This window comes from Streptomyces sp. NBC_00019, from assembly GCF_045041015.1.
In the GTDB taxonomy this organism is placed as follows: domain Bacteria; phylum Actinomycetota; class Actinomycetes; order Streptomycetales; family Streptomycetaceae; genus Streptomyces.
The window spans coordinates 4,471,267-4,485,458 of record NZ_CP108302.1 but is presented as its reverse complement, the minus strand read 5'-3'; the positions used below and the strand labels follow the sequence as shown (position 1 = coordinate 4,485,458).

Sequence of the window (14,192 nt, the reverse complement as noted above, 5' to 3'; positions counted from 1 at the left end):
ATGAGTGAACGATCGGCCGCGCCGGGGGGCCTGGCTCTGGTGGAGTCCCTGGTCAACACCCTCGACATCGAGTCGGGCGCCGACGCGCTCGACACGGCCGACGGCCGGGCACGCTTCGGACTCACGGAGGAGGAGGCCGTTCCCGCTCGTGAGCTGCGCGAATCACTGCGCGCGGCCCTGCTCGCGCACGCCGGCCACCCGCCGTACCGCGAGGTGACCCCGCTCGGCGAGCTGCTGGCGGCGGCGCCGCTGGTCGTGACGGTCGACGTGGGCGACGGCTCGGCCGCGCTCGCGCCCGCCGCCGGGGCGCCGCTGCTCTCCCGGGTCGCGGCGGCCGTCGCCGAGGCACTGGTCGCGGGGACCTGGCTGCGGCTCAAGGCCTGCCAGGCCGCCGACTGCCACTGGGCCTACTACGACCGCAGCCCCGCGGGCCGGGGCCGCTGGTGCTCGATGCAGGTGTGCGGGGCGCGCGCGAAGATGCGGCGCTACCGGGCGAGGTAGCGCCGCACGGTCAGTCCTCGCCGCGGGACGCGGCCGCGCGGGAGCCGACCAGGAGCAGACAGAGGACGGCCACCCCGGCGATGAGCCCGGTCAGGAGCAGCAGGGGTTGCAGCGGACGGGCCGCGGCCACGGGTTCGGTCTGCGGGGCCGCCGCCGCGACGGGGGGCGAGGTGCTCGGCGACTCCGACGGCGAGGCCGGTGCGGAGGGCTTCGGGGACGTGGCGGTGGCCCGGTGCGTGGTCGGGGCCGTCCGGGTCGGCATCGGCATGGCCTCGTGCGAGGTGCCGGTCCCGTGGTGGGTGGGGGTGGGCGTGGGCGTAGGTGTGGGCTTCGGTGCCGCCAGCACCGTGATCCGCGCCGTCATGTCCGGATGCACGGTGCAGTAGTAGCCGTACGCACCGGCCGCGGTGAACGTGTGGGTCCAGCTCTGCCCCTTGTCCAGCATCGGGGAGTGGATGGCGACCGGACCGGACGTCGTCTTCACGTCGTGCGGTGCCGTGACCCCGTTGGTCCAGGTCACGGTGTCCCCGACATGCACGGTGAGGGACGCGGGCGCGAAGGCGTACCCCTGCATCGCCACCCGGTACGAGGCCGCCGAGGCCTGCCCCGGTGCCAGGAGCAGGAGGGCGAGGAGGGCGAGTACGGCGCCGAGCGCCGCCCGCCGCGCCGCCCTCACGCGGACTCCGTGGCGCACGCGAACTCCGCCGCGATCAGCAGCCGCAGCCACGTGGCCGGCCGGCGCCACGGCAGCCGGAACCCGGTGGCCCGGCGCAGCAGCCGGTACGGCACCAGGACCGTGCCGACGACCAGGAGCAGGTCGTCGGTGCGCTCCACGACCCGCAGCCGCAGCAGCACCGGGAAGGCGACGTCGCGCAGTTCGAGGTCGCCGGTGACCTGGAGGTGCCGGCCGCCGTCGAGCGGCTCGACGTGCGCGCCGGTGACGACGGCAGGCGGGTCGAGCAGCTCGAAGCGGAAGGAGGGCCGGGCGTCCGGGTCGTCGTACGGCACGGTGAGCGAGGCGGCGGCGAGGGTGAGGCGGCGGCGGAAGGTGGGCAACGGGCCGTACCGGGCTGCGAGTTCGACGAGCGAACGGCCGGGCGCGACGGCGTACCGCCCGGGCCGGGGGAGGTGCCGCTGCTCGGAGGGCAGCGTGACGGTTCTCATCCGGGGGCTCCTTGAAAGCGGTTCCCGTGGGGAGGCGGGGGCGTGGAGAATGGGGAGCGGCGCCGGTCCGGCCGACTGAGCCTCGGCCGGACCGGCGTTCGTCCCCGGGAAGGTCAGCAGCTGCCGGTGACGAAGCTCTCGGTGGGGGCGAGCAGGTGCTCGGCCCAGACCGTGGGCATCTTCACCTGTCTCTTGCGAGGAGGCCCTGGTGTTCGAGCTGGGGAGGAACCGCATCCCGCATACGGCGGCGCGGAGCGTCGCCGTATCCGGTTCATGGGCGTGGAGCGCCCAGCACTTGCCTCGCCCGGCAGAGCCGGGGTGATGCGAACATTCGTGCCCGTGATCACTGGTTGGAGTGGTGATCGTGCATCCGGGCGTGTGTGTGCGGGCCTCGCACGTACGGTCGCGTTGAGGGGGCAACAGGCTGCTGTAGCACGGCCCGGAGCGAGGCCAGGGGGGAGCGTATGGCGCGGGTGAGGGTGATCGAGGAGGACGCCGGGCATGCCCGATGGACGTTCCGGCTGCGCGTGTCGTCGACCGCACGTGCTGAGCTGATGGACGAGTGGGATCGGTGCCGGTGGGTGTGGAACGAGAGCGTGGCCAAGTCCAGGCAGATCCACGCCCGGAACAAGACCCGGCTCGAGGACGTCGGCAAGGTGACCTGCGGCCCTGCCCAGCTCGACAGGATGCTGACCCAGGCCCGTGCCCGTACTCCGTGGCTGCGGGAGGGAAACTCGGTGCCGCAGCAGCAGGTCATCCGTGACTTCGGGAAGTCCAGGGCGAAGGCCCAGAAAGACATCCACGAGCGGCTTCCGCAGCGGCAGCGGGCTGGGATGCCGAGGTGGAAGAAGAAGTCCGAGGCCCTGCCGAGCCTGAACTACACCAAGCGCGGTTTCCGCCTGAAGGACGGCCGTCTGCATCTGGCTGGGGGCATCGTCCTGACGCCGGTGTGGTCGAGGGAGCTGCCCGCCGCACCCTCCAGCGTGCGCGTGTACCAGGACACGGTGGGGCACTGGTACTGCTCGTTCGTGGTCTCCGCCCAGGTGCAGCAGTTGCCGGCGACCGGCCGGGTGATCGGAGTCGACTGGGGGGTGCGCGAGGTCGCGACCACCACGTCCGACGCCCACGACCTCCCGCACGCCCAGCACGGGAAGAAGGCACAGACCAAGCTGTCGCGGTACGACCGCATGATGGCCCGCCGCAAGCCGAAAAAGGGGCAAGCCGCCTCGAAGGGCTACCGGGAGGCGAAGAAGTGGCGAGCGAAGACCTACGCGAAGATCGCCCGGCAGCGTCAAGACACGGGCCGCAAATGGGCCAAGTGCGTGGTCCGTGACCACGACGCTGCGGCAGTGGAGGACTTCCGGCCGAGGTTCCTGGCGAAGTCGACGATGGCCCGCAAGGCCGCTGACGCGGCGATCGGCGCCACCAAACGGGCCCTGACCGAGATGGCCCGCAAGCACGGCCGGATCGTGCACCTGGTACACCCGGCCCACACCACGATGGACTGCGCGCACTGCGGAGCGAGAGCCAAGCACGCACTGCCGCTGTCGGAACGAACCTATACCTGCACCGCGTGCGGAACTGCCTCGCCCAGAGACAAGAACTCCGCCCGCGTGATGCTCGTCCGGGCTGGTCTCAACCCGGCTGACGCCGAAGGCGTGAGACCTCTGGGAGCGCCGCTCCCAGAGGCAGCCTGAGTCAGGAATCCCTCTCATCCGTGAGGGGGAGGATTCAAGTAGCTGTCGAGGTTCAGAGATCGGCGACCTGCTGTCCGGACGACTCCCCCAGGTACGCCTTGAGTACCTGGGCACCTCCGCCAGCCCGGCCCGCGCAAGGCGAAGCGGGCCGCCGCTTTTATGTACGGAGACCCGCGTGCCGGTATTTCCTTTGCCGCGTTATTGCTTCATTCCGAATGTCACCGCGGCAGATGTTCAGGCCGTAGGTCGACCCATTGCCCGGAAGGACCATCCGGCCTTGCGCCACACCTCCGGGTCGAGCGCGTTCCGCCCGTCGAGGATCAGCCGGGTCGCGGCGACCTCGCCCAGCGTCGCCGGGTCCAGCTCACGGAACTCCCGCCACTCCGTCAGATGCAGCACGACATCGGCGCCCCGTACGGCCTCGACGGCCGAGTCGGCGTACCCGAGCGTCGGGAAGACCTGACGGGCGTTCGCCATGCCCTTCGGGTCGTACACCGTCACCTGGCCGCCCTGGAGGTGGATCTGGCCGGCGACGTTCAGCGCCGGCGAGTCCCGGACGTCGTCCGAGTCGGGCTTGAAGCTGGCGCCGAGCACCGCGACCCGCTTGCCTAGGAACGACCCGCCCCCGAGCGCCTCCCGGGCCAGCTCCACCATCTGCCCGCGCTGGCGCATGTTGATCGAGTCGATCTCGCGCAGGAACGACAGCGCCTGGTCCGCGCCGAGCTCACCGGCGCGCGCCAGGAAGGCCCGGATGTCCTTGGGCAGACAGCCACCGCCGAAGCCGATGCCGGCCCGCAGGAACTTCTTGCCGATCCGGTCGTCGTACCCGATGGCCTCGGCCAGCCTGACGACATCGCCGCCCGCGGCCTCGCACACCTCCGCCATCGCGTTGATGAAGGAGATCTTCGTGGCGAGGAAGGAGTTCGCCGAGGTCTTCACCAGCTCGGCGGTCGGGAAGTCGGTGACGACGAACGGCGTCCCCTCTTCGACCGGCGTCGCGTACACCTCGCGCAGCAGCTTCTCGGCCCGCTCGCTGCGCACCCCGACCACGACCCGGTCGGGGTGCAGCGTGTCGTCGACGGCGAAGCCCTCGCGCAGGAACTCCGGGTTCCAGGCCAGCTCGGCGTCCGCACCGGCGGGCGCGTGCTCGGCGAGGTACGTGGCGAGCCGGTCCGCGGAGCCGACCGGAACGGTGGACTTGCCGACGACGAGGGCCGGACCGGTGAGGTGCGGCGCGAGCGAGGCGATCGCGGAGTCGACGTAGGACATGTCACAGGCGTACTCGCCGTGCCGCTGCGGAGTGTTCACGCAGACGAAGTGGACGTCGCCGAACGCGCCGACCTCGGCGAAGTCCATGGTGAAGCGGAGCCGCCCGGTGGAACCCTCGATGCCGGCGACGTGCTTGCGCAGCAGGTCCTCCAGGCCGGGCTCGTACATGGGGACCTCGCCGCGCTGCAGCATGGCGATCTTCTCGGGTACGACATCGAGCCCCAGCACCTCGAAGCCCAGCTCGGCCATGGCCGCGGCGTGGGTGGCGCCGAGATAGCCGGTGCCGATCACGGTGATCTTGAGGCTCATGGATGCTCCAGAGTGGGACGTCGTTCGGTGCGCTGCCCGATCCTAGTAGGGGCGTGACCGGGCCCCACGGCGGGCAGCTTTCCCTCTGTCGCCAAGCTCACGTATCACTCCCGTGGGCGGGCCCCTAAAATTTGAGTTACTTAACGGTAATTAGCGTCGGCATCGCAGCGCATTTGGAGCGTGAGACACCTTGGCCGGATCGGCTGACTTCGACCTGTACCGCCCGTCCGAGGAGCACGACATGCTCCGAGACGCCATCCGCTCGCTGGCCGAGGCGAAGATCGCGCCGTACGCCGTCGCGGTGGACGAGGAGGCCCGCTTCCCGCGGGAGGCCCTCGACGCTCTGGTCGCGAGCGACCTGCACGCCGTACACGTACCCGAGGAGTACGGCGGCGCGGGCGCGGACGCGCTGGCCACGGTGATCGTGATCGAGGAGGTCGCGCGCGTCTGCGTCTCCTCCTCCCTGATCCCGGCGGTCAACAAGCTGGGCTCCCTGCCCGTCATCCTCTCCGGCTCCGAGGAGCTGAAGAAGAAGTACCTGGGCCCGCTCGCCAAGGGCGACGGCATGTTCTCGTACGCGCTCTCGGAGCCCGACGCGGGCTCCGACGCGGCCGGCATGAAGACCAAGGCGGTCCGCGACGGCGACCACTGGATCCTCAACGGCGTGAAGCGCTGGATCACCAACGCGGGCGAGTCCGAGTACTACACGGTCATGGCCGTGACGGACCCCTCCAAGCGCTCGAAGGGCATCTCCGCCTTCGTCGTCGAGAAGTCCGACGAGGGCGTCTCCTTCGGCGCCCCCGAGAAGAAGCTCGGCATCAAGGGCTCCCCGACCCGCGAGGTCTACCTCGACAACGTCCGCATCCCCGCCGACCGCATGATCGGCGAGGAGGGCACCGGCTTCGCCACGGCGATGAAGACCCTGGACCACACCCGGATCACGATCGCGGCGCAGGCCCTCGGTGTCGCCCAGGGCGCCCTCGACTACGCCAAGGGCTATGTCCAGGAGCGCAAGCAGTTCGGCAAGGCCATCGCCGAGTTCCAGGGCATCCAGTTCATGCTCGCCGACATGGCCATGAAGATCGCCGCCGCCCGCGCCCTGACGTACCAGGCCGCGGCCGCCTCCGAGCGCGGCGACTCCGACCTCACCTTCCAGGGCGCGGCGGCCAAGTGCTTCGCCTCGGACGTGGCGATGGAGGTCACCACGGACGCGGTGCAGCTGCTGGGTGGGTACGGCTACACCCGCGACTACCCGGTGGAGCGCATGATGCGCGACGCCAAAATCACACAGATATACGAAGGGACGAACCAGGTCCAGCGGATCGTGATGGCGCGCAACCTGCCGTAAGGACCGAGAAGCACGAAGGGGCGCCCGGCATCCGGGCGCCCCTCGCTGTTTCCACGGAAGGCGGACCTCAGTCCTCGAACCCCTCCGCCGCCCGCTTCTCCCGCAGCTCCATGATCGCGCGGCGCCGGGCCAGGCGGTGCGTGCGGCGGATCTGGGCCTCCTGGTAGCGGCGCTTGTCGCGCTCGGTCTCCGGGAGGACGGGCGGCACCATGCGGGGCTTGCCGTCGGCGTCGACCGCGGCGAAGACGAGGTAGGCGGAGCCGACCTGGGTGGCCGGGTCGGACTCGTTCCACCGCTCGGCCAGCACCCGCACCCCGACCTCCATCGAGGTCCGGCCGGTCCAGTTGACCTGGGCCTTCACATGGACGAGGTCACCGACGCGGACTGGCTCCAGGAAGGCCATCTCGTCCATGGAGGCGGTGACGGCGGGCCCGCCGGAGTGCCGTCCGGCCACCGCGCCCGCCGCGTCGTCGACCAGCTTCATGATCACGCCGCCGTGCACCGTCCCCAGAAGGTTGGTGTCGTTGTGGGTCATGATGTGGCTGAGCGTGGTGCGGGACGCGGATGTGGGCTTGCCCGGAATATCGGACTCCGCTGAGGGGGCCTGGTCTGTCATGGCCTCCACCTTATGCCGAGGTCGCAATCGCGGATTTTGTGTTGGGTTCGCAACAGCAGTGCCCTGATTTTCCTACGACCCTTGTAAAGGACACAGTCGTTCCCTGCACACTGGGCCCCATGAACGATTGGCCCGAGGCATGGTCCGACGAGAACCGCGGCAACCGGTACGGACGCGGCAGCGCGAGCGCACAGCCCGAAGGTGCGCGCGCGATGCGACAGGTCCGCCGGCCCGCCTCGGGTGCGTACGGGGGCGGCCCCGGCCAGTCCGCGCCGCCCCACGCGGGCGGGGTGCCGCAGCAGCCGGCGTACGGGAGCGGCGGTTACGGCGACGGGACCGCCGCCGACGGCTACGACAGCGGCTACAACACCGGCCAGGTCTACGGCGGCGGTGGACCGGGCGGTCCCGGCGGCGGTACGCAGGAGCCGCGTCCCGCGCCGAACTGGCGCCGCCGCATCAAGTGGACGGCGATCACCGTCGTGACCGTCCTGGTCGTGACGACGATCGGCACGTACTTCTGGGCCGACTCCAAGCTCAACCGCGAGGTCGACCTCTCCAAGGTCATCGACCGGCCTGACGGGGGCGAGGGCACGAACTACCTGATCGTCGGTTCCGACAGCCGTGCCGGCATGTCCGCCGAGGAGAAGAAGAAGCTGCACACCGGGTCCGCCGAGGGCAAGCGCACGGACTCGATGATGATCCTGCACACCGGCAGCAACGGCGACACGCTGATCTCCCTGCCGCGTGACTCGGACGTGGAGATCCCGACGTTCAAGGGCTCCGAGTCCGGCAAGACGTACCAGGGCACCGGCCGCCACGTGAAGCTGAACGCGGCGTACGCCGAGGACGGTCCCGAGCTGCTGGTCCGCACGGTCGAGTTCAACACCGGTCTGCGCATCGACCACTACGTCGAGATCGGCTTCGCGGGCTTCGCCAACATCGTGGACGCGGTGGGCGGCGTCGAGATCACCATCCCGAAGGGCGGCATGAAGGACACCAAGTCCGGCGCCGACTTCGAGGCGGGCAAGCAGACCCTGAACGGCGAGGAGGCCCTGGCCTTCGTCCGTACCCGGTACGCCCTCAAGGCCTCCGACCTGGACCGTACGAAGAACCAGCAGAAGTTCCTCGCCGCCCTCGCCAACCAGGTCGCCACCCCGGGCACGCTCCTGAACCCCTTCAAGCTCTACCCGACCATGGGAGCCGGCCTCGACTCGCTCATCGTCGACAAGGACATGGGCCTGTTCGACCTGGGCGACATGTTCTGGGCCATGAAGAGCGTCAACAGCGGCGACGGCAAGTCCATGAACATGCCGATCTCCGGCTCCTCCAACGGCAACCTCGTCTGGGACAAGGCGAAGGTGAAGACGCTCGTGGAGCAGCTGAAGAACGACGAGACGGTCACGGTCTCGGGCAACTGAGCCGCCGACCCGAGGCGAGCAGCGCACAGTGGGGGAGGGCCAACCGGCCCTCCCCTTCGGCGAATTCGGCACTCAGTCGCTCGTACTCCCGCCTGATCCGTACGACGGTCTCCGGGGCCTGCGAGGTGACGACCAGCCCGATGGTGGCGACGCCGCCCGTGGCCCCGCTCCACCACTCCTCGACACCGGTCCGGTGGTCCCAGGCGAGCTCGTCCGCTGCCGCGTCCCCGAACCCGGTCTCCGCCAGCAGTCCCGCGAGTCCGTCCGCCGTACGGACGAAGTCCTCCCCGGGGTCGAGCCGTGGCAGATACGCCGGCGGGACCGCCCCCGCGGCCTCACAGGCCCGGCCGAGCAGGCCCTGTCCGGCTCCGCGCCGGACACCCCAGGTCGTCAGCGCCAGCCGTCCGCCCGGCCGCAGGACACGCCGGAGTGCGGCGAGGGCGGCGCGCGGACGGCCTACGTGGTTGAGGACGAAGTTGCCGACGACGGCGTCGAACTCGCCGTCACCGTAGGGGAGTTCCGGCAGCGCGGCCACGCTCGCGTCGACCCCGAGCTCCCGGGCCGCGGCCACCATGCCGGCGTCGGCGTCCACGGCACGCACCCGCGCCCCGCGCTTCAGGGCCGCCAGAGCCGCCGTACCGGTCCCGGTGCCCACGTCGAGGACGTACGTCCCCTCCCCGACCCCGGCCGCGTCCAGCAGCGCCTCGACCGGGTGGGCGCACAGCCGGGCGAAGCTCCCGGCGTACGCCTGCGCCCGCCCCTCCCACATCCCGCGCTCGGCGGCGTCGAAGGCGTTCGTCCCGCCGCTCACCGCCTCGCCGCTCACGTGAAGTCCGCGTAGGCGAGGTGCCGGTCGCAGTGGAGGCAGCGGAAGAGGTACGCCGTGGGCTGCCCGTCCGCGTCCAGCGCCTCGCAGAACTCCGCACCGAACTCCGCCACGAGGCCGGCCAGGGCGTCCGGGTGCCGCCGCACTTCGGCCGCCCCCGCCCGTCCCAGGAACGCCGCCGCGTCCCCGCAGTGCGTCAGCCACCGCTCCTGCTGCCAGCCGCGGAAGCCGGGGGTGCGACGATCGACCTCGAGCCGTACCTCCATCGGCACCCGCCCCTCGGTCTCCGTGAACTGCGCCTCGTACCGCTCGCCGGCGCTGCCGTCCGCGAGGCACCACGGGCACAGGGCCTCGGGGTCGGCGACGGCGTACACCGGACCGTCGTACACGAACCCGCGGTGCTGCCCGCAGCAGTCGCACGGCGCCTCGGACGGCACCACCGAGCCGGTGGCGAGCGGGTCGGGGTGGTAGCGGAACACGGGCAGGGCGGTCATGAGAAGCAGCCTGCCGCACAAAGGACCGGGGGCACCCCGCAGGGTGCCCCCGGAACGGCCTCAGGCCCGCCTCACATCGTGGCGCCCGCCATCGTCCGGCACATCTCCGCGCAGCGACGACACGCCTCGGCGCAGCGCATCATCTGTTCGTCGTCCGGCATGCCCATACACGCCTCGGCGCACATCTCACAGGCCTTGGCGCACATCGCGCACATCTCCGCCGACATCGGCGAGCGGCGCATCATCATGTCCGCGCACATGCGGGTCATCTCGGAGCAGTCCATGAGCGCGCGCATGATCTGCATCTGGGCCTGGCCGCCCATCTGCATGCAGGAGCTCATGGTCTCCTCGCACATGCTGTGGCAGGACATGCACGCCTCGACGCAGTCCTGCATCGCCTTGCTCATCGCGGTCATTCCGGGCTGGGTCATGGCTCCTCCTGGGGGGGTGCGGGAGCCCGGGCCGGGCTCCGTCGCCCTTCCGTCCTACGCCTGGACGGCGCGGGGCGCCATCGGGCGGACGGAAACAATCCGGAACGTAAGCGATGCAATCGTGCGGTCCTGGCCATTTCCCCAGGAAGGGCCATCGGGATGACGGCGTGCCTACAGGCACCCCACCTCATCCCCCGTGACCACCCCGAACCCCCCCTGATACGGATCCTCCGCCCGCACCTTGCGCACCTTCTCGAAGTCCGCCCCGGCGATCACCTTCAGCACCGGTCCCTGTCCCGTCACCGCCCGCAGTTCGCTGCCCAGCAGGGCCGCCGCGAGGGACTTCGCGGAGCGGTCCCAGCGGGGGTCGTAGGCGACGACCGTGCGCTTGACGGTGCGGTTCGCGGAGGTCACCGGCTGGCGGGTGGTGCGGAAGCCGGTCGCGGCGAGCTGGGAGTCGACGCGCTTGCCGAGGCCGGCGGTGGGGGTGCCGTTCTCGACCTGGACGCGGATCTGCTGCGGGGCCACCCCCACCCGTACCGCCTTGCTCTTGGGCTTGTGCACGGCCAGCGGCCTGTCGTCGCGCAGGGCCTGGAAGAGGCGGCCGGACTTCTTCGGGTCCCACTTCAGGGTGGAACCGACGCCTTTCACGGCGTATCCCATCTGCCCGATCGGGACCGTGGTGAACTCCGAGGAGGAGGGGGAGAAGTTGCGCATCGCCCGTCCGAGGTCCAGCAGTTCGTCCGTGCCGAAGCCCTTGTCGGCGCGTACCGAGCCGAGCACGGCCCGGGTGATGTCCCGGAACTTCATCGGGTTCAGCAGGATCCCGGAGGAGGTGGCCCGGTCGATCAGCGCCGCCATGAACCGCTGCTGGCGCTTCATCCGGCCGAGGTCGGCGGCGCCGTCGATGTGCCGGGAGCGGACGTACTGAAGGGCCTCGCCGCCCATGAGCGTGTGGGTTCCGGCGGGGAGGTCGAGTCCGGTGTACGAGTCCTTGAGCGGGTCGGCGGTGCAGATCTTCACGCCGCCGAGCACGTCGACCGTCTTCATGAAGCTGGTGAAGTCGACCTCCAGATAGTGGTCGATCTTCACGTGGGTCATGTTCTCGACCGTGCGCACGGTGAGGTTCGGGCCGCCCTCCGCGTACGCCGCGTTGAGCTTGACGGGGTGGCCGTGGTGCGGTTTGCCGGTGGTCTGATCGGTGTGCGCCGGTGTCATGGCGTACGAGTCGCGCGGCAGGCTCACCACGCTCGCCCGCTCCCGGTCCTCCGAGATGTGCACGATCATGACCGTGTCGGTGCAGTGGCAGGGGGCGCCGCCGAGCCGGTACTTCTGTCGCTCGGCCTCGGTGATCTTTTCCCGGCCGTCGGTGCCGACCAGCAGCACGTTCATGCCGTGGCCGGCTCTGGGCCGGTTCTTCATGTCCTTGAAGGGGTCCACGCGCGCGATGTCCGCGTCCAGGCTGGAGAGCACCGCGTGTCCGATCCCGGCCGAGGCGAGAATCACCACGGAGAGCGTCGTCACCGCCCGAGCGGCCCAACGAGGTTTCCGCCGTCGTACGGGCGGCCGTGGTCGGGGCCGGTGGGCGGGGGAGCGGCGGGGCGGTGTGGGCATGGGGGACACCTCCGCGAGGGCCGTACGTGGGATCATCAGCACCGTAGGCCCATACGATCTGCGGCCGCCGGAACCACCTGGGCGGGGCGCATCGGTGTCCCCCGTTCGCGGTAACGTGAGCCCCCTATGAACGCCAAGCCCGACGTGCAGCTCCCCGCCGTGTCTGTGATCATGCCCGTCCTCGACGAGGAACGGCATCTGCGCGGAGCCGTCCAAGCGATCCTCGCGCAGGAGTACGCCGGCGAGCTGGAGATCGTGATCGCCCTCGGTCCGTCCAAGGACCGCACGGACGAGATCGCCGCCGAGCTCGTACGCGAAACTGCGTCCGACCAGAGCAAGCGCGTGCACACGGTCCCGAACCCGTCCGGCCGCACGCCCGCCGCCCTCAACGCCGCGATCAAGGCCTCCCGCCATCCGATCGTGGTCCGTGTCGACGGCCACGGCATGCTCTCCCCGAACTACATCGCGACCGCCGTACGGCTCCTGGAGGAGACCGGCGCGCAGAACGTCGGCGGCATCATGCACGCCGAGGGCGAGAACGACTGGGAGCACGCGGTCGCCGCCGCGATGACCTCGAAGATCGGGGTCGGCAACGCCGCGTTCCACACGGGTGGTGAGGCCGGACCGGCGGACACCGTCTATCTCGGGGTGTTCCGGCGTGCGGCGCTGGAGCAACAGGGCGGCTACAACGAGGAGTTCATCCGCGCCCAGGACTGGGAGCTGAACTTCCGCATCCGTGAGGCGGGCGGGCTGATCTGGTTCTCGCCGGAGCTCAGGGTGTCGTATCGCCCGAGGCCGTCGGTGAAGGCGCTCGCCAAGCAGTACAAGGACTACGGCCGCTGGCGGCACGTCGTCGCCCGCTACCACTCCGGCTCCATCAACCTGCGCTACCTCGCCCCGCCGGCCGCGGTGTGCGCGATCGCGGCGGGGATCGTGGTGGGCGCGGCCCTGACCCCGCTCGGCTTCGTGATCCCCGGCGGCTATCTCGCGGCGATCGTCGCCGGTTCGGTCCCGGCGGGCAAGGGACTGTCCCTGAAGGCGCGCCTGCAGATCCCCGTTGCCCTGGCCACAATGCACATGTCGTGGGGCTACGGCTTCCTGACCAGCCCGCGGTCCCTGGCGAAGAAGGTCCTCGCCTCACGCCGCCCGGCGGTGCGCAGGGTCGACGCGGCTTCGTGAGGGAACGGTCGTCATAAGAGTGATGGTTGCCGCGGCTGTGCCGCGGCAACCATCACTGCCCCCGGACGTCAGCCGCAGTGGAAGTAGCCCGACGGGGGGACGTGGTCCTGCAGGAAGTTGGCGCCACCGTTGGGCTTCCACATGTCCAGCTCGAAGTTGATGCAGGTGTTCCTGCCGTACACCGTGACGGGGCCTGCCTCGTAGCTGAAGTAGCCGTTGTCGTTGTCGTGCCCGCCGGCCTTGGACCACAGGTCCAGGTTCATGCGGGAACTGACGCCGTAGTAGGAGCCCGCCTTGACGGACCTCGCACAGTTGTAGGTGCCGTCCCAGTACAGGTAGGTCGTGGCGACGAGCGGGTGCGAGCTCACCGAGTAGTCGTAGTGCTTGATCTGGTCGATCAAGCTCCCGCTGCAGCCAGCGGTAGCGGCGGCGGACGCGGTGGGGGCGACGGCCATGGGGACCGCGACGCCCAGGCCGAGGGTCATCGCCGCGGTGGTGATCCAACGGGTGGCTCTGAACTTGACGCGCTTGGACATCAGTTGGAGACCTCTCATCTCGAGACGCAATGGAGCCGCCCACCTCGACATGGGATCTCCTGAAGCCCCGTGAACGGCTTAAAAATACTGTCATGTTCCGGTCATTAGATGATCATTTACGTTCATTGATGGCTGAAGATCGATCTCAATTGGCTGATAAAAGCGGAATGACCCTCAAGATGAGAGCGATTCCGCAGGCCGGAGCGGACCGAAGGCCCCTTCCAGGCCAGCGGGGAAGGGGCCTTCGTCATGGGCCGATGGCCGGTGGGGCTCAGCCGCAGTGGACGCCGTAGTCGATGCGCGTGTAGTTGGAGGCTGCGTGGCCCCCCCAGTCGATGCACCTGCCCGCGGCGGAGGCGTAGACCGGGCCCGCGTAGTACTTGTAGGTGCCGTTGTCGTACTCGCTGTCCTTCCACACGTTGTCGGTGCGGTGCAGCCGCAGGTTGGCGCCCAGGATCGTGGGCGTCCCCTGGGTGTCGGTGAGAGTGACGACGCAGTTCTTGCCACTGGCGCTGTTGTAGGTGAGGTAGGCGATTCCGTCACCGACGTCCATGGTGTCGATCACGCCGTAGCCGGACCCGCAGGCGCCGTTGTAGGAAGCCGCCGAGGCAGTACCGGTGGCGGCGATCGTTCCGGCGGCAGCGAGGCCTATGACGGCCGCGACGGAGCCAAGTCTCTTGAGCTCGGGCATGTTTGAATCCCTGTCAGTGTGCTGTAGGTATGAGTGTGATCATTTCATGAGCGCCGACGGCCCCTCTTGGGGGCGGTGTCCAGGAGCCTTCGCCATGTG

General features: G+C 69.9%; 15 protein-coding genes. 5 read left to right on the top strand and 10 right to left on the bottom strand.

All coding sequences use genetic code 11. The annotated features are described in order from the left end of the window. Entirely contained in the window at nucleotides 1–501 is a 501-nt protein-coding gene (locus OHU89_RS21005) for a CGNR zinc finger domain-containing protein (protein ID WP_405644951.1), read from the top strand. A 10-nt stretch (nucleotides 502–511) separates the two neighbouring features. On the opposite strand, the gene OHU89_RS21000 is transcribed toward OHU89_RS21005, so the two are convergent. Further along, the gene (locus tag OHU89_RS21000) at nucleotides 512–1,177 is read right to left on the bottom strand and encodes a cupredoxin family copper-binding protein (RefSeq protein WP_405644949.1); all 666 of its coding nucleotides are present in this window, start codon (nucleotides 1,175–1,177) and stop codon (nucleotides 512–514) included. Further along, entirely contained in the window at nucleotides 1,174–1,665 is a 492-nt protein-coding gene (locus tag OHU89_RS20995; RefSeq protein ID WP_405644947.1) for a hypothetical protein, read from the bottom strand. The genes OHU89_RS21000 and OHU89_RS20995 overlap by 4 nt, the downstream gene beginning before the upstream one ends. Nucleotides 1,666–2,129: 464 nt before the next feature. Between OHU89_RS20995 and OHU89_RS20990 the strand changes: the two genes are divergently transcribed. Next, on the top strand, nucleotides 2,130–3,362 hold the full coding sequence (locus tag OHU89_RS20990) for an RNA-guided endonuclease InsQ/TnpB family protein (RefSeq protein ID WP_405644945.1): 1,233 nt from the start codon (nucleotides 2,130–2,132) through the stop codon (nucleotides 3,360–3,362). Between the two features lie 234 nt (nucleotides 3,363–3,596). On the opposite strand, the gene OHU89_RS20985 is transcribed toward OHU89_RS20990, so the two are convergent. Next, complete coding sequence (locus tag OHU89_RS20985; RefSeq protein WP_405644943.1) at nucleotides 3,597–4,940, bottom strand: UDP-glucose dehydrogenase family protein; 1,344 nt, start codon at nucleotides 4,938–4,940, stop codon at nucleotides 3,597–3,599. 190 nt (nucleotides 4,941–5,130) lie between these two features. On the opposite strand from OHU89_RS20985, the gene OHU89_RS20980 reads away from it, so the two are divergent. Continuing rightward, nucleotides 5,131–6,288: an acyl-CoA dehydrogenase family protein gene (locus OHU89_RS20980; protein ID WP_405644941.1), complete on the top strand. Its 1,158-nt coding sequence runs from the start codon at nucleotides 5,131–5,133 to the stop codon at nucleotides 6,286–6,288. Nucleotides 6,289–6,355: 67 nt separating this feature from the next. Here the strand turns inward: OHU89_RS20980 and OHU89_RS20975 are convergent, their stop codons facing one another. Then, the gene (locus OHU89_RS20975) at nucleotides 6,356–6,904 is read right to left on the bottom strand and encodes an acyl-CoA thioesterase (protein WP_361485473.1); all 549 of its coding nucleotides are present in this window, start codon (nucleotides 6,902–6,904) and stop codon (nucleotides 6,356–6,358) included. Between the two features lie 119 nt (nucleotides 6,905–7,023). Between OHU89_RS20975 and OHU89_RS20970 the strand changes: the two genes are divergently transcribed. After that, nucleotides 7,024–8,322, top strand: a complete 1,299-nt coding sequence (locus OHU89_RS20970; protein WP_405644939.1) for an LCP family protein — start codon at nucleotides 7,024–7,026, stop codon at nucleotides 8,320–8,322. Here the strand turns inward: OHU89_RS20970 and OHU89_RS20965 are convergent. The 4 genes from OHU89_RS20965 to OHU89_RS20950 form a co-directional block, all read right to left on the bottom strand. Continuing rightward, a complete protein-coding gene (locus tag OHU89_RS20965; protein WP_405654592.1) occupies nucleotides 8,303–9,091 on the bottom strand; it encodes a class I SAM-dependent methyltransferase in 789 nt (262 codons plus the stop codon). The genes OHU89_RS20970 and OHU89_RS20965 overlap by 20 nt on opposite strands. Before the next feature lie 53 nt (nucleotides 9,092–9,144). Continuing rightward, nucleotides 9,145–9,642, bottom strand: a complete 498-nt coding sequence (locus OHU89_RS20960) for a CbrC family protein (protein WP_405644937.1) — start codon at nucleotides 9,640–9,642, stop codon at nucleotides 9,145–9,147. A gap of 71 nt (nucleotides 9,643–9,713) precedes the next feature. Then, the gene (locus OHU89_RS20955; RefSeq protein WP_405644936.1) at nucleotides 9,714–10,073 is read right to left on the bottom strand and encodes a four-helix bundle copper-binding protein; all 360 of its coding nucleotides are present in this window, start codon (nucleotides 10,071–10,073) and stop codon (nucleotides 9,714–9,716) included. Between the two features lie 171 nt (nucleotides 10,074–10,244). Beyond that, entirely contained in the window at nucleotides 10,245–11,687 is a 1,443-nt protein-coding gene (locus OHU89_RS20950) for an LCP family protein (protein WP_405644934.1), read from the bottom strand. Nucleotides 11,688–11,813: 126 nt separating this feature from the next. Here OHU89_RS20950 and OHU89_RS20945 point away from each other — a divergent pair, with 126 nt between their 5' ends. Then, a complete protein-coding gene (locus OHU89_RS20945; RefSeq protein WP_405644932.1) occupies nucleotides 11,814–12,866 on the top strand; it encodes a glycosyltransferase family 2 protein in 1,053 nt (350 codons plus the stop codon). A 68-nt stretch (nucleotides 12,867–12,934) separates the two neighbouring features. Here OHU89_RS20945 and OHU89_RS20940 read toward each other — a convergent pair whose 3' ends face one another. Together OHU89_RS20940 and OHU89_RS20935 are read right to left on the bottom strand one after the other, a co-directional pair. Beyond that, on the bottom strand, nucleotides 12,935–13,402 hold the full coding sequence (locus tag OHU89_RS20940; protein WP_405644930.1) for a hypothetical protein: 468 nt from the start codon (nucleotides 13,400–13,402) through the stop codon (nucleotides 12,935–12,937). 271 nt (nucleotides 13,403–13,673) lie between these two features. After that, nucleotides 13,674–14,093: a spore-associated protein A gene (locus OHU89_RS20935; protein ID WP_405644928.1), complete on the bottom strand. Its 420-nt coding sequence runs from the start codon at nucleotides 14,091–14,093 to the stop codon at nucleotides 13,674–13,676. Nucleotides 14,094–14,192 lie beyond the last annotated feature (99 nt).

Bases quoted from the DNA above. Each gene is read 5' to 3' on its own strand.
- OHU89_RS21005 (WP_405644951.1), top strand. From the start codon at position 1: ATGAGTGAACGATCGGCCGCGCCGGGGGGCCTGGCTCTGGTGGAGTCC.
- OHU89_RS20995 (WP_405644947.1), bottom strand. From the start codon at position 1,665: ATGAGAACCGTCACGCTGCCCTCCGAGCAGCGGCACCTCCCCCGGCCC.
- OHU89_RS20990 (WP_405644945.1), top strand. From the start codon at position 2,130: ATGGCGCGGGTGAGGGTGATCGAGGAGGACGCCGGGCATGCCCGATGG.
- OHU89_RS20985 (WP_405644943.1), bottom strand. From the start codon at position 4,940: ATGAGCCTCAAGATCACCGTGATCGGCACCGGCTATCTCGGCGCCACC.
- OHU89_RS20975 (WP_361485473.1), bottom strand. From the start codon at position 6,904: ATGACAGACCAGGCCCCCTCAGCGGAGTCCGATATTCCGGGCAAGCCC.
- OHU89_RS20970 (WP_405644939.1), top strand. From the start codon at position 7,024: ATGAACGATTGGCCCGAGGCATGGTCCGACGAGAACCGCGGCAACCGG.
- OHU89_RS20965 (WP_405654592.1), bottom strand. From the start codon at position 9,091: ATGTGGGAGGGGCGGGCGCAGGCGTACGCCGGGAGCTTCGCCCGGCTG.
- OHU89_RS20960 (WP_405644937.1), bottom strand. From the start codon at position 9,642: ATGACCGCCCTGCCCGTGTTCCGCTACCACCCCGACCCGCTCGCCACC.
- OHU89_RS20955 (WP_405644936.1), bottom strand. From the start codon at position 10,073: ATGACCCAGCCCGGAATGACCGCGATGAGCAAGGCGATGCAGGACTGC.
- OHU89_RS20950 (WP_405644934.1), bottom strand. From the start codon at position 11,687: ATGCCCACACCGCCCCGCCGCTCCCCCGCCCACCGGCCCCGACCACGG.
- OHU89_RS20945 (WP_405644932.1), top strand. From the start codon at position 11,814: ATGAACGCCAAGCCCGACGTGCAGCTCCCCGCCGTGTCTGTGATCATG.
- OHU89_RS20940 (WP_405644930.1), bottom strand. From the start codon at position 13,402: ATGTCCAAGCGCGTCAAGTTCAGAGCCACCCGTTGGATCACCACCGCG.
- OHU89_RS20935 (WP_405644928.1), bottom strand. From the start codon at position 14,093: ATGCCCGAGCTCAAGAGACTTGGCTCCGTCGCGGCCGTCATAGGCCTC.